14 protein-coding genes are annotated in these 23,867 nt (G+C 72.1%); 3 read left to right on the top strand and 11 right to left on the bottom strand.

The window, feature by feature from the left end:
- Nucleotides 1-38: 38 nt before the first annotated feature.
- The 11 genes from OG798_RS39525 to OG798_RS39475 all read right to left on the bottom strand — a co-directional run bounded on the left by OG798_RS39525 (nucleotide 39) and on the right by OG798_RS39475 (nucleotide 19,586).
- Entirely contained in the window at nucleotides 39-2,630 is a 2,592-nt protein-coding gene (locus tag OG798_RS39525) for a hypothetical protein (RefSeq protein ID WP_097224443.1), read from the bottom strand.
- A complete protein-coding gene (locus tag OG798_RS39520) occupies nucleotides 2,627-6,139 on the bottom strand; it encodes a tubulin-like doman-containing protein (RefSeq protein ID WP_328758561.1) in 3,513 nt (1,170 codons plus the stop codon). The genes OG798_RS39525 and OG798_RS39520 overlap by 4 nt, the downstream gene beginning before the upstream one ends.
- 136 nt (nucleotides 6,140-6,275) lie before the next feature.
- Nucleotides 6,276-8,549 (bottom strand): VWA domain-containing protein, encoded by a 2,274-nt coding sequence (locus tag OG798_RS39515; protein ID WP_328758560.1) that lies wholly within the window; start codon nucleotides 8,547-8,549, stop codon nucleotides 6,276-6,278.
- A gap of 99 nt (nucleotides 8,550-8,648) precedes the next feature.
- Nucleotides 8,649-9,197 (bottom strand): Pycsar system effector family protein, encoded by a 549-nt coding sequence (locus OG798_RS39510; protein ID WP_097224446.1) that lies wholly within the window; start codon nucleotides 9,195-9,197, stop codon nucleotides 8,649-8,651.
- Nucleotides 9,194-10,291 (bottom strand): hypothetical protein, encoded by a 1,098-nt coding sequence (locus tag OG798_RS39505; protein ID WP_328758559.1) that lies wholly within the window; start codon nucleotides 10,289-10,291, stop codon nucleotides 9,194-9,196. The genes OG798_RS39510 and OG798_RS39505 overlap by 4 nt, the downstream gene beginning before the upstream one ends.
- Complete coding sequence (locus OG798_RS39500; protein ID WP_121414680.1) at nucleotides 10,284-12,806, bottom strand: hypothetical protein; 2,523 nt, start codon at nucleotides 12,804-12,806, stop codon at nucleotides 10,284-10,286. The genes OG798_RS39505 and OG798_RS39500 overlap by 8 nt, the downstream gene beginning before the upstream one ends.
- Before the next feature lie 5 nt (nucleotides 12,807-12,811).
- A complete protein-coding gene (locus OG798_RS39495; protein ID WP_328758557.1) occupies nucleotides 12,812-13,666 on the bottom strand; it encodes a hypothetical protein in 855 nt (284 codons plus the stop codon).
- A gap of 114 nt (nucleotides 13,667-13,780) precedes the next feature.
- Nucleotides 13,781-14,494 carry a Crp/Fnr family transcriptional regulator gene (locus tag OG798_RS39490; protein WP_121414682.1) on the bottom strand — a complete coding sequence of 238 codons (714 nt, stop codon included), beginning with the start codon at nucleotides 14,492-14,494 and terminating at the stop codon, nucleotides 13,781-13,783.
- 434 nt (nucleotides 14,495-14,928) lie between these two features.
- Complete coding sequence (locus OG798_RS39485) at nucleotides 14,929-16,452, bottom strand: cellulose binding domain-containing protein (protein WP_121414683.1); 1,524 nt, start codon at nucleotides 16,450-16,452, stop codon at nucleotides 14,929-14,931.
- A gap of 280 nt (nucleotides 16,453-16,732) precedes the next feature.
- Nucleotides 16,733-18,079, bottom strand: a complete 1,347-nt coding sequence (locus OG798_RS39480; RefSeq protein WP_095851964.1) for a radical SAM protein — start codon at nucleotides 18,077-18,079, stop codon at nucleotides 16,733-16,735.
- A 499-nt stretch (nucleotides 18,080-18,578) separates the two neighbouring features.
- Entirely contained in the window at nucleotides 18,579-19,586 is a 1,008-nt protein-coding gene (locus OG798_RS39475; RefSeq protein ID WP_121414684.1) for a hydroxyacid dehydrogenase, read from the bottom strand.
- A 205-nt stretch (nucleotides 19,587-19,791) separates the two neighbouring features.
- Between OG798_RS39475 and OG798_RS39470 the strand changes: the two genes are divergently transcribed.
- The 3 genes from OG798_RS39470 (at nucleotide 19,792) to OG798_RS39460 (ending at nucleotide 23,855) form a co-directional block, all read left to right on the top strand.
- Entirely contained in the window at nucleotides 19,792-21,042 is a 1,251-nt protein-coding gene (locus OG798_RS39470; RefSeq protein WP_121414685.1) for an FAD-binding protein, read from the top strand.
- Between the two features lie 94 nt (nucleotides 21,043-21,136).
- Nucleotides 21,137-22,372: an ROK family transcriptional regulator gene (locus OG798_RS39465; RefSeq protein WP_095857702.1), complete on the top strand. Its 1,236-nt coding sequence runs from the start codon at nucleotides 21,137-21,139 to the stop codon at nucleotides 22,370-22,372.
- A gap of 220 nt (nucleotides 22,373-22,592) precedes the next feature.
- A complete protein-coding gene (locus OG798_RS39460; RefSeq protein ID WP_328758556.1) occupies nucleotides 22,593-23,855 on the top strand; it encodes an ABC transporter substrate-binding protein in 1,263 nt (420 codons plus the stop codon).
- Nucleotides 23,856-23,867: the final 12 nt, after the last annotated feature.

Here is a 23,867-nt window from a genome sequence, read left to right as displayed (position 1 = left end):
GTCGTACGGGTGCGCCGGGCCGGGATGCGGGGTGCGGGTCACCAGTTGTCGCCGTCCTCACGGTCGTACGCGTTCTCGCGGTCGTACGGGTCGAGCCCGTCGGCCGAGGAGTTCTGGCGGGAGCGGACGGTGTCCACCACGCCCATCCGCAGCGGGGTGAGCCGGACCAGGCCGGCGTAGCGTCCCGAGGAGGTCCACAGCGTCTGCTCCGGCGGTACGCAACCGGTGGTCCGCCAGGTCTTCTCGACCTCGTCGCGCACGGCCTCCGGCGCGAACCTGATCCACACCGCGGCCGCCGGGTCCCGGCTGAGCAGCGTTCCCTGCTCGGGTGAGGAGAGTTGGACCACGGCCTGCCGGTCCGCCTCCGCGCCGACCAGGTCGGCCACCCGGCGCGGGTCGGTGCCCAGCAGGTTCGCCGAGCCGGCCCGGGTGCGGTGGTCGGCGGCGAACGGGGGCGGGGCCAGTACGCCGTTGTGCTGGAGGTGGCGGCGGGCCGTCGAGAGCAGGTCGCGGACCCGTTCCTCGGTGCGCCGGACTGCGAGGGCGCCGGCCTGGCCGCGCTCGACGGCACCCCAGTAGGGCTCCATCGCCACCATGGCGGCGTCCGTCAGATCACCGGCCAGGACGGCGACGAGCTCCGGTCCGCCCTCGCCGCTCTCGCGGTCCAGCCAGCGCGGAACTCCCGCGGTGCGCTCCGCCGACGGGTCGGCGGGCCCAGGGGAGTTGGCGAACTCACCCCGTGCGTCGGGCTCGCCGGGCTCGCTCCAGGAAGCCCCGTCCTGCCAGGCGTACGCGCTCGCCCAGTCGCTGTCCCCGTCGTCGGGCACCGCGAACGCGTCCGTCTCCAGGACCGAGGTACTGGTCAGCCAGTCGTCCGCGTCGAGCGGCTCGGGACCGGGCGCGCCGGTGACCGTGGGCCGCTCGGGCTCGGGCACCGCTTCGGCGGCCGCGGCGGCGGCCGTCGCCCGCAGCATGCCGGCGACGGACCGGGCCGCGTCGGCGCAGTGCAGGCGCTCCTCGACGGCCCAGTGTTCACGGACCGCCTCGGCCAGCAGCGTGTCGAGCCCGGCCAGGGCCTTGCGCAGCGCGGCGGTGGCGTGGAAGGCCGCCCAGGAGTCGATCGCGGCGCGCCACAGCCGGCGTGCCGTCTCCACCGCGACACCGAGGCCCGCCAGGAGGCCGACGGCGCTCAGCCAGAGCGGGGGCTCGACCGCGTACGCCACCGCCACACCGGCCGCGGCGCCACCGAGTGCCGCGGCCCGGGGACCCCAGCCCCAGCGGGCCGGGCGTCCCGCGCCCCGGAGCCTGGACGCGCCGAGCAGTGCCACCGCGACGAACACCAGCGGGACGGCGATCGCCAGCGCCGCCAGGGGCCCCCGCCACAGGGCCCCGAGCAGCCCCGCCACGGCCGCCGCGGGCAGCGCGCCGCGCCCCGTGGCCACGGGGCCGTTGCCCACGGGGCGCCGGGACACCGCTTCGGTGGAGTGGTCGGCGAGTTTGCGCACGAGTGCCGAACCCGGTACGGGCTCCACCCGCCCGGCCAGCCCGGTGAAGCGCTGGGCCACGGACCGCAGGGCGAGTCCCTGTCCCAGCAGCTTTCCGGCGAACTCCCGCAGGCCCTCGCCGATCCGCTCCCCCATGCCCTCGGCCGAGGGCACCCGCAGGCCGAGGGCCCCGAGCCTGGCCGCCGTCTCGGCGGCGGACGGCGCCGTACCGGAGCCGCCGCCGCGCAGGGCCGTGCCGACGAGGTCCCGGTACTCGCCGAGCGCCTGGTGCGCCTGGTCGAGGTCCGCCTCGAACGCCTGCCTGCGGGAGGCCCACAACAGCCCGGGCAGGGACCGCAGTCCGGCCAGCGCGTCCTCGGCGTAGTCGAGGGCCTGTGCGCAGGCGGCGTACGTGCTGTCCGCCACGCCGCCCGGCTCCCGGTGCCGTTGGTCGCGGCCGCCCCGGCCCGCCACCAGACTCCGCAGCGGCTCCGGCAGATCGGCGCCGGAGGAGGCGGTCACCAGCAGGTCGGGGGCGAGTTCGGTGTCCTCGCCCGCGAACCTGAGGAGCGCGTCGCGCCAGGCCCGGTCGCGCACCTCGAGCGGCAGGTCCTGCTCCAACAGCCGCACGCCGGGCGCGGCGACGGCGTCGGGCAGCGCCCCGAGGCCGTCGAGGACCTTCAGGTAGACGTCCGGGACCGACAGCACGTCCACCAGGACGGCGAGCGCCTCCGGGGCGTCGGGTTCGGGCTGTTCCAGCGCCGTGCGCGCGGAGCGCAGATCGCCCGCCCACAGCAGGGCGGTGCCCGAGGCCCGCAGCACCGCGGGCCGCACCAGGCGCCGGTCGGGCTGGAAGGCCTCGTCCTCGCCCGCGTACGAACCGGGTGCGCTGCCCACCAGCAGGACCAGGATCCTGACCTCGCCCACGGCCCGGTAGGCGGTGAGCAGTTCGTACTGCCGCTGGTGGTCGGTCAGCCCGGCCGGGGTGTCGACCACCAGGAACAGCGGGTCGTCGGGTTCGGGCAGCCCGGCCCTGCCCAACTGCCGGGCGACACCGGCCCGCAGGGCCTTGGCGGTGTCGAGTTCCGCCGCGCCGCTGCGCAGGTCCAGCTGGATGACGGTGCCGAGGTCTTCGGACGTCTTCACTCCGGGTCACCGTCCCAGGGGTTGCGGCGGGGGCGTTCGCGCTCGCCGTCGTCGCCGTACGGGCCGGGGTCACCGGGCTCGTCCCAGGGCACCGAGGGCCGGTCGGCGGCGCCGGAGCGCCCGTTGACGCGGTCACCCCGATCGCCGCGATCACTCCGATCACTCCTGTCAACGCGGTCACCCCGGTCGGCGCGGTCGGCGTCGTACCCGTCGTCGTAGTCGTCCACGGACGCGCGGCGCGGACGTTCCTCGGTGTCGCTCGGGTACTTGTCGAAGGAGGCGCGCGGTGCCGTGCCCCAGTCGTCGTCATCGGGCACGGCACGCCGGGGTTCGGGGAACTCCTTGCGGACGCGCGGCGCGGGGGTTCCGCCGCGTACATGCTCCAGCAGCGTGCGCAGCGTCGGCTGGACGGCGCGCTGGTCCCCGAACTCGGTGTCCAGCGCGGCCGGCAGTGTCTTCGCCCAGAACTCCCACAGCGGGCGCACCCATCCCTCGACCCGCTCGCCGCCCCGCTCCCGGCGCTCGGCCAGCAGCTCCAGCTGACGCGGGGCGGTCTTCTCGACGAGTTCGACGAAGAGCGGATGCGGTTCGCTCGCGCTCCTGGCCAGACCAAGCGGCTGAGCTCCCATCAGTTGGCTGCAGTAGTCCTCCACGGTCCGTTCGTCGTCGAGGACGGTCCAGCGTTCGTACGACCGCAGCAGCTCCGCCCAGCTCGACACCCCGCCGGGGAAGTCCCCAAGGCGCAGCCGGACACCGGGCACATGCGCGCCCTTCTCGGGGTGCAGCCTCAGCCTCAGCCGTGCCGGCGACGCCGGGTCTCCGTCCACCACGTCGACCTGACCGTTCCACATGCAGCACAGCAGACGGTGCAGGATGACGCGGCGGTCCTCCTCGCTGCTGACCATCCAGCTGTCCCGGTAGCCGAGCCGCTGCCGCCAGCGCAGTACGTCCTGGGCCTGCTCGGAGTCCTTCGCCCTGGCCCACTGACGCAGCACCTTGCGGGCCTCGGGGACCTGGGTGAGGCTCATCTCGCTGCGGAAGAGGACCACGGTGACGGAGTCGCTCTCCACTCCGCGGTACTCCACGGAGTTCTTGGCGTCGGACGGCAGCCGCAGCGCCTTGCCGAGGTACTCCTGCACCTCCTCCACGGCCTGCACGCGCGGGTGGGTGACCAGGACCCGCAGCGGTCCGGTGCCCTCCGGGGTGAAGCCCACCGGCAGCAGCCCGGTCAGCTTGCGGCCGAACAGGTCGAGCGCCTCCTTGCTGACCTGGTCGGCTGCGTCCGCGTCGCCCGCCGCGGCGGCCAGCAGGGTGCCCATGGCCGGCAGCAGCGGGCGTTCCTCGAGGTGTTCGCCGCTCTCCGCGAACAGCCGGGTGATGCGGCCCTCCAGCTGTGCCTTGACGACCGCGACCGCGTTGTCCGGGTTGCGACGGCTGAGGGTGTGGACCTCGCGCCAGGTGTCCCCGTCGATCATCCTGAGCAGGAGCGCGGCCTCGTCGTCGTTCTCGCGCATGCCCTCCCGGCGGATCAGGCGGGTGACCACGTCCTCGTAGAAGTGGTTGAGGGTGCGCTGCGGCGGCAGCAGATACGAGATCCCGGTGCGGTCCTCGTACAGTTCGAGGCCCTTCTGCTGGGAGATCTTGCGTTCCTGGTCGGAGTGTTTGCGGAAGGCGTTGACCAGGCGGCCGAGGTCGGCCCCGGCGGTGGCCGCCGGGGGCTGCCACTGCTGCTGCTGTTCCCGCCAGGCCTCGTGCCACACGGTCCGGCTGCGCCACTGGTACCAGAGGTCCTGCTCCTGGAGCGCCGCCTGCACGTCGTCGTCGCCCCAACGGGCCGGTGACATGCCGGCCAGCCGACCCTTGATCCTGGGGGTCTTGGGCGGCTGATCGGTCACGCCCGACGGGCGCTGGGGGGCGCGGGAGCGGCTGTCGAGCATGCCGAGGAAGCCGAGCCGGGCGATCGGTTCGTCGCTGCCGGGGACGCCTCTGACGATGCGTTCGGCGAGGAAGGGGTCCACGGTCTGGAGGAGTTTGTCGATGGCGGGGCGCGGGGCGAAGCGGTCGGCCATCGAGGCGGCCTGGCGGTCGGCGAGGGACTGGAGGTCGGACAGCAGCCGCTGCATGTCCGTGAGCCGTTCGCCGAGCGCCTGCTCGATGGCCTTGCCGCCGCGTGGCAGCGGATCGGGCTCCGGGAGGTCCAACTGCTTGCGCTCCCACAGCTCTTCGAGGTGGGAGTCGGCGAACAGCTGCCGGATCAGTGGGACCGCGTTGTCGCGCAGCGCGGTACGGGGCCGCTCCACGAGGTCGGTGACCGCCTCCCGCAGCAGCCGGCCCGCCACCAGGTCGGCCAGTTGGTCCATGGGGGCGGTCATGGACGCCACCAGGCTGGTGGAGACGCCCTGCCGGCCGATGCCGGTGGGGGACACGGCGCTGCGGTGCACGCCCCGGTTGATGAAGCTCGCGGCGAAGGTCTGGAAGTCGTCGTCGGTGGCCGTCGCCCGGCCTCGGGGGCGGCTGTCGCCCAGTTCGGTGCCGATCAGCGACATCACCAGGGAGACGATGGAGCGGCGCAGGTCGTCCTGGCGGATGCCGGCGGTCGGACTGAACAGGAAGGCCGTGGGCAGGATGCCGGTGCGCAGGCGGATCGGTGTCGTGCCCGGGTAGCGGATGCCGAGCCCGGAGTCGAGGTCCAGGTCGCCGATCTCCGTTCCCTCGCTCGGCGCGTTCTGCGCGTCGACCAGCCGGAACAGGTCGACCAGCGCGCGGGCCGCGTTGAGCTCCGCCTCCCGTCCGCCGCCGCCCGCCGAGGAGAACGAGGACGGCATCACGACCAGCGGGTAGATCTTCACCCCGTCGAAGCGGCGCAGCTGGAAGGCGTGGTTGATCAGGTGCAGATAGTCGAGGAAGATCCCGGCGCCGGTGCCTCCGGCCACCGAGAAGGCGACGAACACGTCGCAGCCGTTGACCTTGCCGCCGCCGAGCTCGGCCAGTTCACCGGCCGACTTGGCGATCGCGTCGATCGCCTGGAGCAGCGGCTCGAGGACCGGGGCGAGGCTGTGCCGGAGCGTGGCGAACAGGGCGGCCCGTCCGACGGTGGGCAGCTGGCCGGCGCCGTTGTGCAGCGGGGTGACCTTCGGTTCGTCGATGCGCGGCGGCAGCCAGTCGGCGACCTCGTCGCGCAGGCTCGCCCTGAGCATCTTGGTCAGTTCGGGTGACGCGTCGAAGTTCGGCAGCAGGTTGTGGGTGGCCCGGGAGGTACGGGAGTACGCGGCCCGCAGCGAGGGGTCCACGTTGAACTGGGGCAGCCGCTGGAGGTCGGACTCGCTGTAGTCCGCGTAGACGAACTGGAGGCAGTCGGGCAGCTGGTAGGGGGCGTGTCCGCTGAGGTGGCTGAGCGCGACGCCGTCCGGCCCGCACAGCTCGGCGCGCAGTTTGCGTTCGAGTTCGGCGCCGACCAGGCCACCGGTGCCGCCCAGGCCGACGAAGAGCATCGGCTGGAAGATCTTCATGGGTTTCCTCCCCGCTTGCGGCCGTCGCGGCGGCCGGTTCGTGCTCGGTACGTCCGTGCAGTGCGCGTGGCACGGCGGCCGGGCCGCGGTGCGGTGCGCGGGGGCGGCCCGGTGACGCGTCGGGCCGCCCATGGCGTCACAGGTACGACCCGTACGAGCTCCCGCTCTCGCCGGTACCGGTCGCGGAGGTCGTGGAGCCCGCGGTCGTCCGCGCGGAGGTCCGGGGTCGGCGGACCTTCGAGGCGCGGGTGTCCTCACCGAGGGCCAGGCTCAGCGTGTCGGTCAACTGGACCTGGCCGCGTGCGACCAGCGGGGTCCGGCCGCCGCCGCGCTTGCGCAGGACCGCTCCGCCCTCGGGGCTGCGCTGGACGGCGTACGGGCCGTGGGCGCGCCGTTCGATGCGCGGGCTGCGGTGGGGTTCGACGACGGCGAACTCGTACCACTGCTTGTGTCCGTGTCCGGCGAGGTGCTCGCCGAGGACATCGCCCTCCGCGGAGACCAGCCGCAGCACCAGGCCGAACGGGTCCCTGCGGGTGCGGCGCTGGCGCAGCCAGGCGAGGACCGCCACGGTGGCCAGCGCGATCAGTGCGGCGGCGGACACGAACGCCCACCAGTACTTCGCCCAGACACCCGGCTCGGGTGTCACCCGCACCGAGAGCGGGGTGCGCACCAGTGTCCGGTCGTGGTCGGTGGTGTCGACCACGGTGACGGTGCCGCCGAGTTGCAGTCCGCCGTCGCCGAGGCGGTCGCCGAAGACGTCGCGGGGGGCGACCTCGACCGTGACCTTCCGGGTGCCGGACTCGCCGGGCTTCACCTGGATCTCGGCCGGAGTGACCGTGAGCAGCCCGGACTTGAGGTCGGCGACGGACAGCCGCAGGGTGTGCGGGGTGTCGCTGGTGTTGTGGACGGCCAGCGTGCCGGTGACCGTGGAGCCGGGGTGGGTGTCCGCGGTGGGCAGTTCGAGCGCGGTGGTGACGGGCAGTGCGCCGGGGGCGATCTGGCCGCCCTCGCTGCGGGTGTCGGCGCTCAGCCCCGAGGCCGTCAGCGTGCCGCTCACCTTCAGTGCCCCGTCGGCGCTCTTGGGGATCTCCACGGAACCGGTGAAGGAGCCGTCGCTCGCCTTGGAGTCGGGCCCCCGGCCGTCGTCGGTGAGGCTCAGCGCCAGCGGTTCGAAGCCGTCGCCGGTCAGTTCACTGCGGACGCGCAACCCTGCGTAGTCGCGCGCGTCCTTGATCTCGTAGCCCTCGCGGGTCTGCAGGCGCATGGTCACCGTGACCTTCTCGCCGGCCTGCGGGGACGGTGGGTCCATGGTGATGGCGCCGCGCAACTCGCCCTGCCACAGCACGCTGACGGCGACGGGCACGGAGCGGTGGCCCTCCGGTGCCTCGGCCTTCACGCGCCAGGTGCCGGGCACCGGATCGACGATCTTCAGCGCCTCGACGGTGCCGCTGCCGCCCGCCAGCTCGAAACCCGACTTGCGGTACGTCCCCGTGGTGGGGACCTGGTGGCCGTTGGGGTCGAGGTAGGTGATCTTCACCTGGGGGTCGCCCTTGTCGACGACGATGCTGCCCACGGTCGCCAGCGGCGAGATGCCGATCTCCAAAGTGGCGGGGGGCCGCTTGCTGGGGCCCTGTTCGTGGCGCAGGCAGTGGGCGGCGGCGAAGATCTTCTCCAGCATGGGGCCGACGTCCTTGGCCCCGGAGACCTTGCCCGCGCTCGGGCGGGCGGAGGGCAGTTCGACGCAGCCCTTCTGGTATCCGCCGGCGGCGATCCGGTCGAGCTGCGCCTTGTCCGGGTCGGGTCCGAAGCCGAGCGGCCAGATCTGTACGTGCTGGGCGGCGGCGTTCTCGAGCTCCTGCGTCAGCTGCCGTTCGCCCTCGTCCTTGCGGTGCGCGGGGTCGCCGTACTTGGGGCTGTCCTGGACGTCCAGCTTTCCGTCGGTGAGGAGGAACAGCACGCGGGGCTGGGAGGGGTCGGTGCCCGTGGTGAGGTCGTGGACTCCCTGGCGTATCGCGCTCGGGAAGTCGGTGCCGGTGCCCTCGTTCTTCGTGCGGCCGCGCAGCTTGCCGACGCAGGTGCCGATCGTCTCGCGGCCCGCCGCGTCCAGCGTGGTGCGCGGGCAGACCGGGTCCACCGCGCGCTGGGCGTCGGACTCGGCGGCGGCGAAACCGAAGACGGTGGCGTGGGAGGACGAGGAGACGTCGCCGAGCGCGATGCGTGCGGCGGCGGCCTTCTCGGCCTTCATGTCCTCGGGCGCGAGGCTGGCGGACTCGTCCACGGCGATGGAGTAGTTGACCGCCGGGAAGGCGGGTTCGGAATCCGCCGCCGGCACCGGATCATGACCGGCGGGTGCCAGCAGGGACACGAGCACCGCCATGCCGCCGAGCGCGCCGACCGCGGCGCGGCGCACCCGGCCCCTTCCTGTCTGCCGTCTTCCCGTGATGCTTTCCACGGCCGTCCCCCTGGTTCCTTGGTTCGTCTCTGTGTCGTGTACGTGCTGTGCCGCGTGTCAGCGGGCGGTCAGGCTCCAGGCCAGCGCCAGCGCCGTGGAAGGAGCGAGCGAGCCCACTCCCCAACGGATGGCCCGGTACTTGGCGGACAGGATCGAGCTGACGTCCACCGCCTGGACGAGCAGCCATCCGGCGGTGTCGCGTCCGGCCTCGGTGACGTCGGCGGACAGCCCCGCGAGGTCGCGGGGGGCCAGCAGGTCGCCGAAGTACGTCACCCCGTCCCGGCCGCGGACCGTGCGGGTGCGCGGCATGAGCGCCCCGACCAGCGCGGTCACCGCGACCACCCAGAGCACGCCCGCGAGGATCAGCGTCACGTCGGCGAGCCCGCCCCAGTCGGGCGGGCCGTGCCGCCCGATCAGGAACGCGGGCAGCGCCAGCGTTCCCGAGAGCAGTACGGCCGCCTTCGCGTCGGCCCGGCCGAGGTCCTCCCTGACCGTGCTCAGCAGCCGTTCGGCGATGCGCTCGCCCCGGTCGGACCCGTGCGGACCCCCGTCCGGCACGGGCCCGACCGGGTCGCAGGAGGTGCGCACCGGGCCGTCGCCGGTCACCGGTCCTCCTCCGCCCAGGACCATCCGTCGTCCCGGGAGCGTGTGCGGCGGCGCGGCGGTTCGGGTTCGGCGTCCTGGGGGTCACCCGGGTAGGGCTCTCTCGCGTGTGGTTCCCGGTCCGCCCGGGAGGGCGGTTCGTCCGCCACCCAGTCCGGGGTGAACGGCTCGTCGGCGGCCGGCGCCAACTGCGGGGTCTCGCGGCGGGCGGGCAGCGAGCCGATGGGGCCCTGGAGGGGGTGGCGGCCCTGGTTGAGGAGGTTGAGGGCCTGTGTCTCCATGTCGTTGGACTGGATCTGGCCGCTGGCGACCATGGCGAAGAGCCGGTCGACCCGTTCCTTCTCGTCCTGCCGCCCCTCCTGGCGGATCTTCTCCAGGAAGTCCTTGGCCGCCTCGGGCTCGGCCGCCAGCATGTAGCTGAGCTGTTCCAGCTCGCCGCCCTGCAGCATCTTGCGGAAGCCGGCCTGATGCACCCGGGTCACCTCGGCCGAGGCGTGCGCGTCCCGGATGCCGTCCATGTGCTCGATCGTCCGGTCGTCCACCCGCAGGCGGACGTACAGCCGTACCCGCATGCCGAGTTCGGTGCCCAGCTCGGCCCAGCGACTGCCGGCGCACTCCAGGGTGATGGCGCGGTCGGCCTGTTCGGCCTGGGTCACCCGGTAGGCCGAGGACACCTCGCGCAGCCGCTCCAGCACCGGGGCGGTGAGCCGCTGGGCGACGTCGGTGACGACCTCGGTGGCGGCCAGATGGGGATCGGTCACCGTCCAGTGGATGTCCACCTCGGCCTTGAAGAAGGTCGTCCCGCCCGCGGCGGGCAACTCCATCTGAAGCGTCGTCACATAGGTGCCGAGCGCGATCTCGCAGACGGTGTACGGCCGGGCCAGCGCCCGCTTGTCGACATGGCGGACACCGGAGACGGTGACCACGCTGTAGCCGCCGTTGCGGTAGAACAGCACCGAGGCCTTCTGGGCGCTCACCTGCGGGAACCCGCCCGTCGGCGCGTACTCCCGCAGGAAGGGACCCGCGGGCCCCGCGGCCGCCTTCCGCGCCCTCAGCCGCTCCCTCGCCTTCGCCCGCGCGTCCTGGTCCTCAGCCATGGCTGTCCTCCTCGCCCGTCCTCTCCCGCGTCGGGACGGCGAGCCACCACAGGGCTCGCGCCTGCGCGTCGGGGAGCGGATCCTCCGGATCGTTCATCATTCGGCGCAGCAGCCAGTCCAGCCGCCGCCGGTCGTTCTCCTCGGTCGCCAGCGCGGGCAGCAGCGCCGCCAGCCCCGGCCGGGTCCCCTCGGTGCCGTCCCCGCGCACCGCCGAACGCAGCAGGGACTCCAGCGCGTCCAGGGCCACGTCCTTCGAGCGCGCCGTGTTCAGCGTGCTCCACATCAAGTCGGCCATGGGCAGCACGAGTTCGGGGCGGGGGACGGCGAGGGCGAGTGGCAGAGGCCAGTCGGCGCGGTCGGCCAGCGGGGAGTCGGGCTCGTCGGACAGCACCTCGTCCACCGAGGTCACGGCGAGCCGGACGGTGGTCACCAGACCGAGGTCCTGGTACTCCGCGCGCTTGTGGTGGGTCCAGTCGGCCATCCGCCGCAGCACCTTGGCACCGTCCGGGAGCGCCAGCAGCCGTACGGCGTTGAACGAGGCGACCGCCAGCTGCTCCCCGTCGTCGCGGACCCCGATCCGGGCCAGGGCGTCCAGGGCGTCCTCCGTCGTGTCCGCGGCGTTCCCGTAACCCAGTGCCATCGCCGCGGTCCAGCGCAGCGACTTCGTCCCGTACCTGCTCCAGTCGTCGACCAGCTTGCGCACCGCCTTGCGGTGCGAGGCGTGACCGGCCGCCTGGTCGAGCGTGGTGGCCGCGAAGATCCTCCGGCGGGGCGTGGCAGCCTCGGCGAGCGGCCGGATCAGCTCCGCGTATCCGTGGTCGAAGTCCCGTGCGCACAGCTCCCCGGCGGCCACGGCGGCGCGCATCCACACCTGGGGGCGGGGATCGTCCGCGAGCAGCCGCAGCCAGCGCACGATCGGTGCCCGGACGGGGAAGTGCCGGTCCCAGATCTCGGTCAGCACCGCGGAGGGCAGGGCGGATCCCCGGTACCAGATCAGCCGGGCCGGAACCTCGGTCCCGGCCACCTCGAGCCGGCCGTCGGTCAGTTCGGCGCGCGAGAGAGCGAGATCGGCTTCCGGGTCGTCGCAGAACAGCGGGCGGGCCGGGGTGTGGTCCGGATCGCACTGTACGGACAGTTCCCAGGTCAGCAGGTGGGCGGCGGCGGCCACGGCGCTGTGCGAGGCGCCGCCCAGTACGGCGAGCGCGATACGGAACGCCACCGGGTGGAACAGGGCCGCCGTACCCGGCCGGCCCGCGCCGCCCTCCGGCTCGGCGGGAGGCGCCGTCAGCGCCCGGTCCACTCCGGCGAACCACTCCTGGGCCTGATCGGCGGCGAGGCTCCGGCAACCGGCCAGCAGTTCGTCCCGGGAGACCTCCCCCAGTTGGTGTGCGGCCAGCAGCGAGGCGAGCAACTCGGCCTCGGCGGGGCGCAGGTCCTTCAGTCCGACCGCGTCCGTGACGTCCTGGCGGACCGCCAGTTCCTCCGCCCCGGCGAGCAGGTCCTCCAGCCGGACGTCACCGTCCGGGGCGGCGGCGACATGCTCCTCCAGCCGTTCCCGTAACCGGGTGGTGAGCAGTTCCTGGGTGGGTGCGGGAGGGCAGAGTCTGCCGTACCGCCCGGCCAGCAGCGGGTTGGCCGCCGACCCGACCGTGACGACGACCACCGCGTACGACTCGCACCGGGCCAGGGCCGCGGCGAGCCCGTCGAGGTCCATCTCGTCCGGGGGCAGGGCACCGGCCCCGGTGAGGGAGAGCTCCAGCAGGTACCCGGTGCCGCGCCGCGCCTCCTCGCCCTCGCCGGCCAGGGAGCCCGCCAACTTCCGCACCCCACCGTCCGGATCGACCCGGCGCACCCGGGATCCGACCCCGGGCTCCGTGCCCGTGGCGTCCGCCGCGGGGCCGGTGACCTCGTCGAGGAGCGAGAGCGCGGTGCTGGTGCGTCCGGTGCCGGGGGCGGCGCCGAGCACCAGCAGCCGACGAGCGCCGAGGGCGTTGCGCAGCTGTACGTATCCCTGCGGTTCCACATGGACGCGGCGGAGCCTGCGCAGTTCCTCGTCGGGCACGGGTCCGCTGCGCATCCCCGCGCCGGAGTGGCGGGCGTCCATCCGCAGGTGGATGTCGCCGATGTGGGCGCTCCGGAAGTACGAGCGGTCGAAGCTGTTGAGGTCCCGGCCGGTGTCGAACAGCATCCGGGTGGCGCGGCGGGCCCGCGAGGCGGCGGCGAGGTCGGTGGTCCCGTCCTCGCCCTGCTCCTCGGCGAGCGGGTCGCGGGTGTGTTCCTTGAACCGCCCTGCGGCGCGCTCGCGTTCCTCGTCCTGCTTCTTCCCCTGGTCCTTCTTGGCGTCGCCGTCTTCCGGAGCGTCGTTCCCTGCGGCTGCCTCGTCGCCTTCGGCCTTGCCCTCGTCGGCACGGGGCGGGTCGTTCCTGGCCTTCCCGTCGGCCTCGGGCGCACGGGCGTCGGCCCCCTTGCGGGGTGCGGGCTCGGCGCCGCCGGCCGCCTGCTGATCGTCGGTCACTGCGATCAGCCCTTCCGTCGGCCGGCGTCGCCGGTGATCCGCCCGATGTGCACGGGCTGCTGATAGACGTTGTCGCTGTGCTGCGACATGTCGCCGTGGACGGTGTAGTGGGCGCCAGGACCGTCGGCGCGGTCCTCGCCGTCGACGCCAAGGGCGTCCTCGACGTCATCGGCACCACGGACGTCCTCGACGTCATCGGCACCACGGGCGTCCTCGACGTCGTCGGCACGGTCGGCGTCAGGTGCAGCCGGTGCGGCGGTGGGGATCTCGGGGGCGGGCCGGCCTGGAAGGTGGAACCAGGCGGTGACCTCGCCCTCCTTGAGCTCCAGGCGGGCGGAGGAGTAGTGCGCGGGCTCGATGAACTTGCCGCCGCTGCTGACCACGTCCTCGTAGAGCGACTGGGAGGTCACCAGCACGAGGTCGGCCCGCTCGGCGTCCAGCAGTCGCCGGGCAAGCGGCGAGTCGGCCAGCCGGCAGGCGAGGTCGACGGCGCGCCCGCTGATGCCCCGGCCGTCGTGCCGGACAGGCCCGACGTGCATGCCCACCCGAAGCCCGAGGGGGACACGCAGGCCGCGGTTCTCGTCCCGCAGATTCTCGTGCACCTCGACCATCCACAGGCCGAGCAGCCGGGTCACCGCGATCCGGCCGACCACCGACAGCAGCACACCGTCGCCGCGGTCCTCCATGTGTACGGCGTCCCGCGCCACCTTGGCGTGGGTGAAGGCCGCCTCCAGCACCCGGTAGATCCGCTCGCGCATGCGCTGCTTGTCGACGTCGTCGTATTCCCCGGAACGCCGGGCGTCGACGCTGATCACCAACTCGTAGCGTGCTTCGGTGAGATCCATCGCGTCGTGGTCCACCCCGTGCCCCCTTGTTCTTTCCACTTGCTGTCCCCCTCAGCGTCGGGCCCGGGGACGAAGGCCGTCTGTAGCCGTTTACACACGACGAGGCGTGGGTTACGACAAGGCGTGGGTCTACTCCTGATGACCGTCCGCGAGGAGTGCGAGCAGTTCGGGGTCGAGAATCTCCACCATCCGGTTGCCGGTACGCACGACGTGCTGGGTACGCAGCAGCTTCAGTGCCTTGGCGACGGCTTCCCGGGTGGCTCCGATGGTGGCGGCCAGTTCGTCCTGGGCCAGTTGGACGACGGTGCCCGTGTGCGTGGCACCGCCCGGTACGGCCGGATGGTAGGGGCCGGAGGGCTCGGCTCTCGACAGTTCGGTGAGCCGGCTGGCCAGCCGTTGCAGCACGGTGAGCGAGGCGAGCGCGGACCGCTCCTGGTCGGCGCTGCGCAGTCGGAAGGTGAGCTGGCGTATCACCAGACCGCTGACGCGGGGGTGCAGGGCGAGGAACCGGCGGAACGCGTCCCCGGATATGACCTGGGTCTCGGTCGGACCCAGCGCGCGCACGGTGGCGCTGCGGGGATGCGGGTCCAGGGCGGCCATCTCGCCGAGCAGTTCACCGGGACCCCGCAGACCGAGTATCAGCCGCGTGGCACCCCGGTCCGTCGCCACGGATACGGTCACCCAGCCCCGAATGATGATCAGGACGTGACTGGACCGGTCACCCTCCGTCAGAAGATGCGCATCGGCCGAGTAATGCTTCCGGCTGCCGAGAGCCATCACGCTCTCGCGCTCCTGAGGGGTCAGAGCGCGTGCGAAAGCCAGCTCATTGCCGAGCAGCCCCATGGCCACGCCCCCCGCCGCAATCGTGCCGCCTGACTTTTCAGAGGCGTTGATGGTGGCAGAGCGAAGCATTGAGACGAGTGAATTACGCCAGATCGACCGTACTGGTCGGTAAGTGGCGAAGTGCCAGGTGGGTCGCCCGGGGGTGCCGTCCCCTCATGACGCTCCCACCACCGGTGACCGCGGTCGAACCGTCCGCCTCCACTCCCGTCCCCACCGACGACCTTGAGGTCAGGACCGGCGCCGAGCGGCCGGCCCCGTCGATACGGGGAACCGGCCAGGGCGGCGGACTTGGCGGAAAATCAGGTTTCCGCCGCCGGAGGGGTGGTGGGGAGGTGGTGGCGGGGTGAGGGGACGGTGTCCGGTTCTTCGCGCGTCACACCGTCTTTTCGCGCGTCATGCCGGCTCTTCGCGCGTCATACCGGTCGGCCGGATGCTCAGCCGGCGGCCTGGCAACTGGCCGTGTTGAGGGTGAAGTTGCGCGCGGCCGAGTTGGAGCCGGTCCAGGAACCGAGGAAACCGAAGGTGAAGGTGCCGTTCGCGGCGACGGTCTTGTTGTAGTCGGCGGCGGTGGCCGTGACGTGGGAGTCGTCCTGGGTGAAGGTGCCGTCCCACATCTGGCCCACGCGCTGGCCGTCCTTGAAGGTCCAGCCGAGGTTCCAAGTGGCGAGGGCCTTGGTGGAGGTGACGGTGACGGTGGCCTGGAAGCCGTCCGGCCACTCGCTCACGATCTCGTACTTCACCCGGCAGTCCGGCGCGGCGCTCTTCGGGGAACTCGTCACCCCGCCCTGCTTCCCGGCGGGCGACGAGGACTCGCCCTGGGCCTCCTGATCTGAGTTGCCCGCCGGACGCGAGGTCGAGTCCGCCACCGCGGGCGAGCCCGCCGTCCCCGACCCCGACCCCGACCCCGATCCCGACCCCGACTTCGTCGTCGAGCCCGAGGAAATGGAGGGGCCCGGGTCCGCCAGGGACTGCCCGTCCGTCGACTCACCCTGCGCGGCGTTCGCGTCATCACCCTTCGAGCCGCCGAAGGGCATCAGCGAGACCGTGAGCGCCAGTGCGGACACGAGGACGGCCGTGACCAGGATCCCGGTCCGGCCGATCCGGGGCCGGACCGGCTTGCCCTCGTTCAGCCCCGTGTCCACCGCCACGTCCGTGCGTCCGCCGATCATGCCGGCCTCGGCGGCCCGGCGTCGCCGCTCGAGATACGCGAGGCCGCCCCAGCCGATCACACCGCTGGAGAGCGCCGCGGGCAGCCCGCCGCCATGCAGCCGCAGACAGGCGGCGGCCTCCGCGCACTCGACGCAGCGCGCCAGGTGCCGGGAGAGGTCCTCGGGCGTCTCGGCGCTGGGTGAGCGGGTGACCGCGTCGAGGAGCCGCGCATAGCTGCGGCAGTAGGCGTTCATCGGCGTGTCGAGGTGGTTGCGGTGGCAGCGGTCCCGGAACAGCGCCCGCACCTGGGCGAGTTCGGAGGACGCGGCCGCCGGATCGAGACCGAGCCGCCGGGCCACCGCGGACATCGGCAGCGACTCGACCTCGGCCAGCCACAGCAGAACGGCGTCCGGCTCCTGCATGTCCCTGAGGCCGCGCAGCGCGAGCGGGCGGTGCAGCGGCGGTCCGACGTAGCGGGCGGCCTTGTCGGAGTGGAGCCACAGGCGCAGATCGGGGTCGAGCCGATGGCCGAGCCCGTTCGTCTCCCAGGCGGCGGCCACGGTACGGACGGAGGCCAGCAGCAGCGGAATGCGGGGCAGCCTGAGCGCCCGGCGTCCGGTACCGGTACTCTTCGATGCCGCGGTGGCGGCGCGCAGTTCGTCGATGCCGTGCGTGAACGCCTCGGTCGCCAGCAGCGTGGCCGAGGCCGAACCGGACGTGCACAGATCGGCGTACGACAGGACCGCGTCCCAGCACTCCGAGAGCAGCGCGGCCTCGGCGGCGTTCTGGGGGGTCGGCAGGTCGGGCATGGGGGGCTCCTGCATCAACTGCTTCCAGGTGCAACGTCTAGAAACGTCTGAACAACGTGATCGTCAACTCACCCTCTGTACAGGGGAGTTGAGGCCGTCTCAACGACGGGGCCCGAGCCTTTCACGCTTTCCACACAACTGACAAGCGACGTATTCAATTAGCGTGGCAAGCGGTTGCGGCGCCGTTCGTCCGAGCGCGCGCAGCCTCCCTCCCGCCGTATGGAAGGTGATACGGAAGGGAGGCCGATACGTCTCGATCGTCGTCGACTTTTAAGAGGTCCTAGGGAAGCTTCGGCTCGGCCGCTTCCGCCACCGCGGGTTCCCGCGCCGGGAGGCTGTCCATGAAGGAGCTCACCGAGAAGACCGCGTGGCCGGGTCCGGGCGGACCGTATCCGGGCGGGGAGGACAGCCCGAAGTCCTCCATGGTCGAACGGTAGGCCTCCAGCAGCCGGATGTGGTATTCCAGCGGCGCGCCCTGGGGGTTGGCCTTGCCGAGCGGGGTCGTGGGCTCCGGGCACCAGGTGGTGAAGCGGGGCGTGATGCCGTGCGACATGAAGAAGCGCAGCCCCTCGGTGGTGGAGGCGATGGCCTCGTCGACGGTCGTGAAGCCGAACGGCTCCGCCATCTCCACGCCGGCAACGAAGTTGGGGATCACGTTGCGCGCGCCGAAGACCTCCGCGGAGTCAAGGATGCGCTTGTGCCACTCGTCGCGGCCGACATAACGCTCCTTGCCCGGGCAGTACAGCTCGAACAACCGCCGGTCCCACACCTCGTAGTTGGGGTGGTAGATCTGCACGCCGTAGTCCTTGAACCGCTGCACGTCGTCGCGCGGCAGCGCCTGCGCGACGACCTTGCCGATCCAACGCCCCGGGAAGCGCTCCTCGATGGCCTTGGCGTAGTGGCCGTAGAAGTCGGCCTCGTCGCGCCCCTGCAGCTTCGAGGTGATCGCGCCGCCGGTGAGGGTGTACGCGGTGGAGGCCTTCGCCGTGTCGTACCGGTCGATGATCTCCAGGGCTTCGAGGACCTCCTCGACGTCCTTGACCCCGGTGTACGGGCGCCCCGCCGCCTTGTGCTGGCGCCAGTTGTGGTTGATGTCGCAGTACTGGCACTCCTCCTTGGCGCCGAAGTACTGGCAGACCCGGAAGACGGTGAGGTAGATGAGATAGCCCCACTGGATGGTGGGGGCGACCTCCATCACGGACTTCCCGTTGGAGAGCGTGTGCCGGTAGTACTCGGGCATCGGCGGCACGCCGACGTCGGCGATCCGCTTCCCGTCGAGGTAGAGCCCGAGCATCCCCTCCTCGTCGGCGGCGACGCGGTAGGGCGAGGCGGGATTGACCCGCACGGACACCACGGTCCGCCGCAGGTCGTACGGGCCGCCCGTGAGGATGATCTCCTCGGGCGGGCGGCGCAGCGCGGCCTCGCCGAGCTCGGGCAGGGTGCCGTGGTCGAAGGAGAAGATGAAGTACGACTTCGGCTTGACGTCACCGTCCTCGTTGTCGGAGAGCGCCGACTCGTCGAAGGCCACACCTCCGCGGAGCAGGTCCTCCTTGAAGACGGCCTCCCGCGGTACGTGCGGGAACCGCTCCATCAGATCCTCGACCAACGCGGTGCGGCTGCCGACCATCCCGTTCTCCTCGCTCCCGACCCGTTCAAGTCCCCGTACTCGACTCCTCACGGTATGCCCCTGCCTGTGCGCCAGCCGTGCCGGGTCCCCTCGCGGCGCGCGATACGCACGGGAGAAGCCACGCCCGGCGGCACCACCGACTCGGACTCGGACCCCCAAGCTGGGGTCCCGGGGGCGCGGCCCCGGAAAGGGGACCAGGGGCACAGCCCCCAGCGGGGGCCCGGGGCGCAGCCCCGAGTGGGAGCCCTAGGCACAACCCCAAGCGGGGATGCCAGGAACGCAACCCCGGGCAGGGGCCCAGGGGCGCAGCCCCGAGCGGGGATCCCGGGGGCGCAGCCCCGGGCAGGGGACCAGGGGCGCAGCCCCGAGCAGGGGACCAGGGGCGCAGCCCCGAGCGGGGGGGTCGGGGGCGCAGCCCCGAGCGGGGGGGGGTCGGGGGCGGAGCCCCCGGGGATGGGATGGGTAGGGGCGGCGGGGGCGAGGAAAGTCTGGGGCCGCGTCACGCCTCCCGTTCCAACACCCCCACATCCACCCCGAACTCCACCCCCTCCCCCGCAACAACCCGCTCCGCCTCCGAAAGAACCGAAAGGCCCAGGCGGGTGAGTTCGTTGCCCTGGGAGCCGGCGAGGTGGGGGGTGATGAAGGCGTTGGGGAGGTCGTAGAGAGGGGAGTCGGCCGGCAGCGGCTCGGGGTCGGTGACGTCGAGGATCGCACTCACCCGCTCGGCCCGCAGCGCATCGACCAGCGCGTCGTGGTCGACGAGCGACCCCCGCGCGGTGTTGATGAGGACCGACCCGGCCGGCATCAGACCGAGTTCGCGGCGACCGATCAGATGCCGGGTCTCGGGGGTCTGGGGGGCATGCACGGTGACGATGTCGCTGGTGGCGAGCAGGTCGTCGAGCGGGAGGAGAGGAACCCCCAGCTCGGCCGCCCCGCCCTCGTCGACGTACGGGTCGGTGAGACTCACCCTCAGATCGAAGGGGCGCAGCAGCTCGATCACACGGCGACCGATGCGGGACGCTCCGACGACGCCCACGCGGCGCCCGTAGTTGCCGATCCCGGGAACCAGGGCCCACCCGTGCGGGGAGCGCCGCGCACGCAACCGATCGCGGTGGGCGAAGAGGTCCTTGCCGGCGAGAAGGATCATGGCGAGGGTGTATTCGGCGACGGGCAGCGCGTTGGCGACGGCGGCCGAGGACACGAGCAGGCCGCGGTCCCAGACCGCCGGTGTGGTGAAGCCCTTCACCGAGCCCGCGGCGTGCAGCACGGCACGCAGTTTCGGCGCCGCGTCCAGCGTGGCCGCATCCAGCCGCGGGCAGCCCCAGCCGGTGATCAGGACCTCGGTCCCAGCGAGCGCCTCGCGGACATGAGGCCTCGAGAAGTCCTCGGCCACCAGCGCGGGATCGATGTCCACGACCTCGCGCAGTCGGGCCATGACCTCGGACGGAAAGATCTGCGGCACATTCTCGGCGGACATGGCGAACATCGCCACAGGACGCTCGGGCAAGGCGTCAACCCTCCGGCTCGGCGACTACGGGACAGCGCGACACAGCAACACGGCAAGCGCTCTCTACCGCGTTTACCGTAACCGCAGCCCGCCACACGCGACAGGGGACGGGGCCGGGACACCGGTCCGACCCACCCCGAGGTAGTTTCCAGCAGTGGCCACCGCACGGCCGCGCACGGCGACTCCCCGGGGAGGCACGACAGGGATGACAGAAACCCTGACCAACTGGGCCGGCAACATCACGTACACCGCCAAGGAACTGCACCGCCCGCACACGCACGACGCCCTCGCGGCGCTCGTCGCGGAGAGCGCACGCGTCCGCGTCCTCGGCAGCGGGCACTCGTTCAACGAGATCGCCGAGCCCGGCGACGACGGCGTACTGGTCTCGCTCACCGCGCTGCCCCCGACCGTGGACGTCGACTCGACCGCCCGTACGGTACGGGTCGCGGGCGGCGTCCGGTACGCCGAGCTGGCCCGCCGGGTGCACGAGTACGGGTTCGCCCTGCACAACATGGCCTCCCTCCCGCACATCTCCGTGGCGGGCTCGGTCGCGACCGGCACCCACGGCTCGGGCGTCACCAACGGCTCCCTCGCCTCCGCCGTGCGCGAGGTCGAGATCGTCACGGCGGACGGCTCGACCGTCACGATCGGCCGCGACGACACACGCTTCGACGGTGCCGTGACCTCCCTCGGCGCACTCGGTGTCGTCACCGCCCTCACCCTCGACGTGGAACCGGACTTCGAGGTGAGCCAGCACGTCTTCACCGAACTTCCCCTCGCCGGGCTCGACTTCGAGACGGTGGCGTCGACGGCGTACAGCGTGAGTCTCTTCACCGACTGGGGGCGTCCGGGCTTCCGGCAGGTGTGGCTCAAGCGCCGCACCGACCAGCCGCTGCCCGACTTCCCCTGGGCCGCGCCCGCCACCGAGGCGATGCACCCCGTGCCGGGCATGCCCGCGGAGAACTGCACCCAGCAGTTCGGGGTGCCCGGACCATGGCACCAGCGGCTGCCGCACTTCCGGGCGGAGTTCACCCCGAGCAGCGGGGCCGAGCTGCAGTCCGAGTACCTGCTGCCACGCCCGCACGCGCTCGCGGCGCTGCACGCCCTCGACGCGATCCGCGAGCACATCGCGCCGCTGCTCCAGATCTGCGAGGTGCGCACCGTGGCGGCCGACCGGCAGTGGCTGAGCCCCGCGTACGGCAGGGACACCGTGGCCCTGCACTTCACCTGGGTCGAGGACACGGCGGCCGTCCTGCCGGTGGTGCGTCGGGTCGAGGAGGCGTTGGAGCCGTTCGACCCCCGGCCGCACTGGGGCAAGGTGTTCACCACGCCCGGGGAGGTGCTGCGCGGGCGCTACCCGCGACTGGACGACTTCCGGGCCCTCGCCGAAACCACGGACCCGGCGGGCAAGTTCACCAACACCTTCGTGCGGGACTTTGTTCAGCCCCTTTCCTAACCCCTTGTCGAACCTCCTCGCCAGGCCATAGCCTTGCGCCGCCGGGACCACCGAGCCCCGCTGTGCGGTACGGAGGACCGAGGTGGCAAAGCAGGTGAAGCGGACATCGCGCGACATCCGCACCGCGAACCGCTACGAGGTGCTGCGTCAGATCATCGCCGCGTCCCCCACCTCACGGCAGGAGTTGGCGGCGGCCACCGGGCTGAGCCTGGCCACGGTCGCCACGCTCGTCGGTGAACTGCTCGACCTCGGAATGCTGACCGAGGTCGGGTTCGAGGACTCCGCGGGGGGCCGCCCCCGGGGACTCGTGGCCGTCAACGCGTCGGGGGGCGCGTTGATCGGCGTCGACATCGCGGAGACGTACGTCCGCGTGGAGCTGTTCGACCTCGCGCTGAACGTGCTCGCCCGCGCCACCGAGGACATGCGCCCCGGCGAGAGCCGCCCGGAGCAGGTCGTCGGGCATGTCGCCGCGGCCGTCGGCTCGGTGGTCGCGCAGGCCGGGGTCGAGGGCGCGCGCGTCCTGGGCGTCGGGGTCAGCGTGCCGGGCCAGGTGGACCGCGACACCGGTATATCCGAGTACGCGCCGAACTGGGACTGGCACGACGTGCCGCTGCTCGACCTGCTGGCCGAGCACATCGCCTACCCCCTCCACCTCGACAACCCGCTGCGCGCCTGCGCGGTCGCCGAGCTGTGGTTCGGCGCGGCCCGTGGTCGCGGGGACGCCGTCGTCGTCAACCTGGGCACGGGGGTCGGTGCCGGGCTCGCGCTCGGCGGCGGGCTGCACCGGGGGGTGAGCAACAGCGCGGGCGAGTGGGGCCATACGACGCTGGTGCTCGACGGGCGGCCGTGTCACTGCGGCAACCACGGCTGCGTGGAGACGTACGTCGGGGCGCCCGGGATCATGCGGAACCTGCGGGAGTCGAGCCCGCAGAGCCCGCTGCTGCATCCCGACGACCAGACCGCCACCATCGACGCCCTGTCCCGTGGGGTCGCCGCCGGCGACCCGGTGGCGCTCCAGGTCGTCCGGGACACCGCCCGCTATCTCGGCGCGAGCATCGCGGACCTGATCAACCTCCTCAACCCCGAAGTCGTCGTGCTCAGCAGCTGGGTGGCCGCCACGCTCGGCGAGCCGCTGCTGCGCGAGGTGCGCGAGGCCGTCGCCCGGCACGCGCTGCGGCGGCCGCTGGCCGCCACCGAGATCGTCCTCTCCCCCATCCCCACCGACCCGGTCTGCCTGGGCGCCGCGACCTTCGCCCTGGAGGGCGCCCTGAACCCGGTGGGCCAGAAGCCCGCCGGCGGCAGAACCGTCCCGCGCCGCACCGCCCTCTAGAGGACCGCCCCCCGCCACACCGCTCTCTGGAGGACCGTGGGCCGCCGGGCCTGCGGTGCGCCAACTCGCCCCGCCCACACCCCTGTTCGGCCGACCGAACCGCAGACAACGCTTCGAACAGACTTCGTCCAACCCCTTGCCGAAGCCTTAACCGAAGGTTAGCGTCCCGCACCGCACAGCGATTTCGAGCCGCAGCCGTACAAGAGACAAGGACGTCACCATGTCGGCAATGAGCAGCAACTGGGACCGTCGATCCGTCCTGCGAGCCGCCGCGGGGCTGGCCGCGCTGGGGCCGCTGGCCGCGTGCGGAAGCAACAACGGGCGTTCCGGGGGCGGGAGTTCGGGCAAGTCCGTCAAGCAGTACTTCCACGCGTACGGGGAGGCCGGCGTCGAGGACGCCCTCAAGCGGTACGCGAAGGGCTATGACAAGGCCGCGGTGAACACGCAGTGGATCACCAGCGCGGACTACGAGAGCAAGCTCTTCTCCGCACTGCTCACCGACAACGCTCCCGACGTGTTCGAGTTCCACCCGCAGATCCAGCTCATCAAGAGCGGTCAGGTGGCGGATCTGAGCGACATCATCGATCCGGTCAAGTCCGACTTCAACCCGGCCGACATCGCCTCGCACACGGTGGACGGGAAGATATACGGCGTCCGGATGATCGACGACCCGCAGTTCTTCTTCTACCGCAAGTCCGTGCTGGAGAAGGCGAAGATCCAGCCGCCGACCACCCTCGACGAGCTGATCGAGGCCGCGGCGAAGCTCACCACCGGCAAGGTCAAGGGCCTGTTCATCGGCAACGACCTGCACGCGGTCATCAGCCCGATGATCTGGTCGGCCGGCGCCGACACCCTCGACGCGAAGAACCAGATCGCGTACCACACGGAGGGTGTCAAGGAGGGCATCAAGAAGATGCGCCAGCTGTTCACCAGCGGCCATCTGCTCCTGGACGCCCCGACCGACTACTGGGACCCCTCCGCGATCGTGCAGGGTCTGACCCCCATCCAGTTCTGCGGTATGTGGGCCATGCCGGTCATGCAGAAGGCGCTCGGCGACGACCTCGGGATCTTCCCCTTCCCGAAGGTCACGGACTCCGGCAAGCAGTCGGTCTACAACGGCGGCTGGTCGATGTTCGTCAACGCCAAGGGCAAGAACGCCGACCTGGCCAAGGAGTACGTGAAGTGGCTGTGGATCGAGCAGAAGAAGTACCAGGAGGACTTCGCGCTCTCGTACGGCTTCCACATCCCGCCGCGCACCTCGATCGCCGCGTCCGCCACCAAGCTCAAGACGGGCCTGCCCGCCGAGGGCGTCAAGCTCTTCAACGACTTCGGGCACTTCGACAACGTCGGCTGGACCCAGGCCATGATCACCGCGCTGGAGGACGTGTTCGCCAACTGCGTCCGCAAGAACGGTGACCCGGAGGCCGCGCTCGACCAGGCCGACACCACCGTCAACCGCGAGCTCAAGAAGCTCTTCGGATAGCCGGCGGAGACC

The sequence above is a fragment of the Streptomyces sp. NBC_00271 genome, from assembly GCF_036178845.1.
Classification (GTDB): Bacteria; Actinomycetota; Actinomycetes; order Streptomycetales; family Streptomycetaceae; genus Streptomyces.
This window is presented reverse-complemented; position numbering and strand designations above follow the sequence as displayed.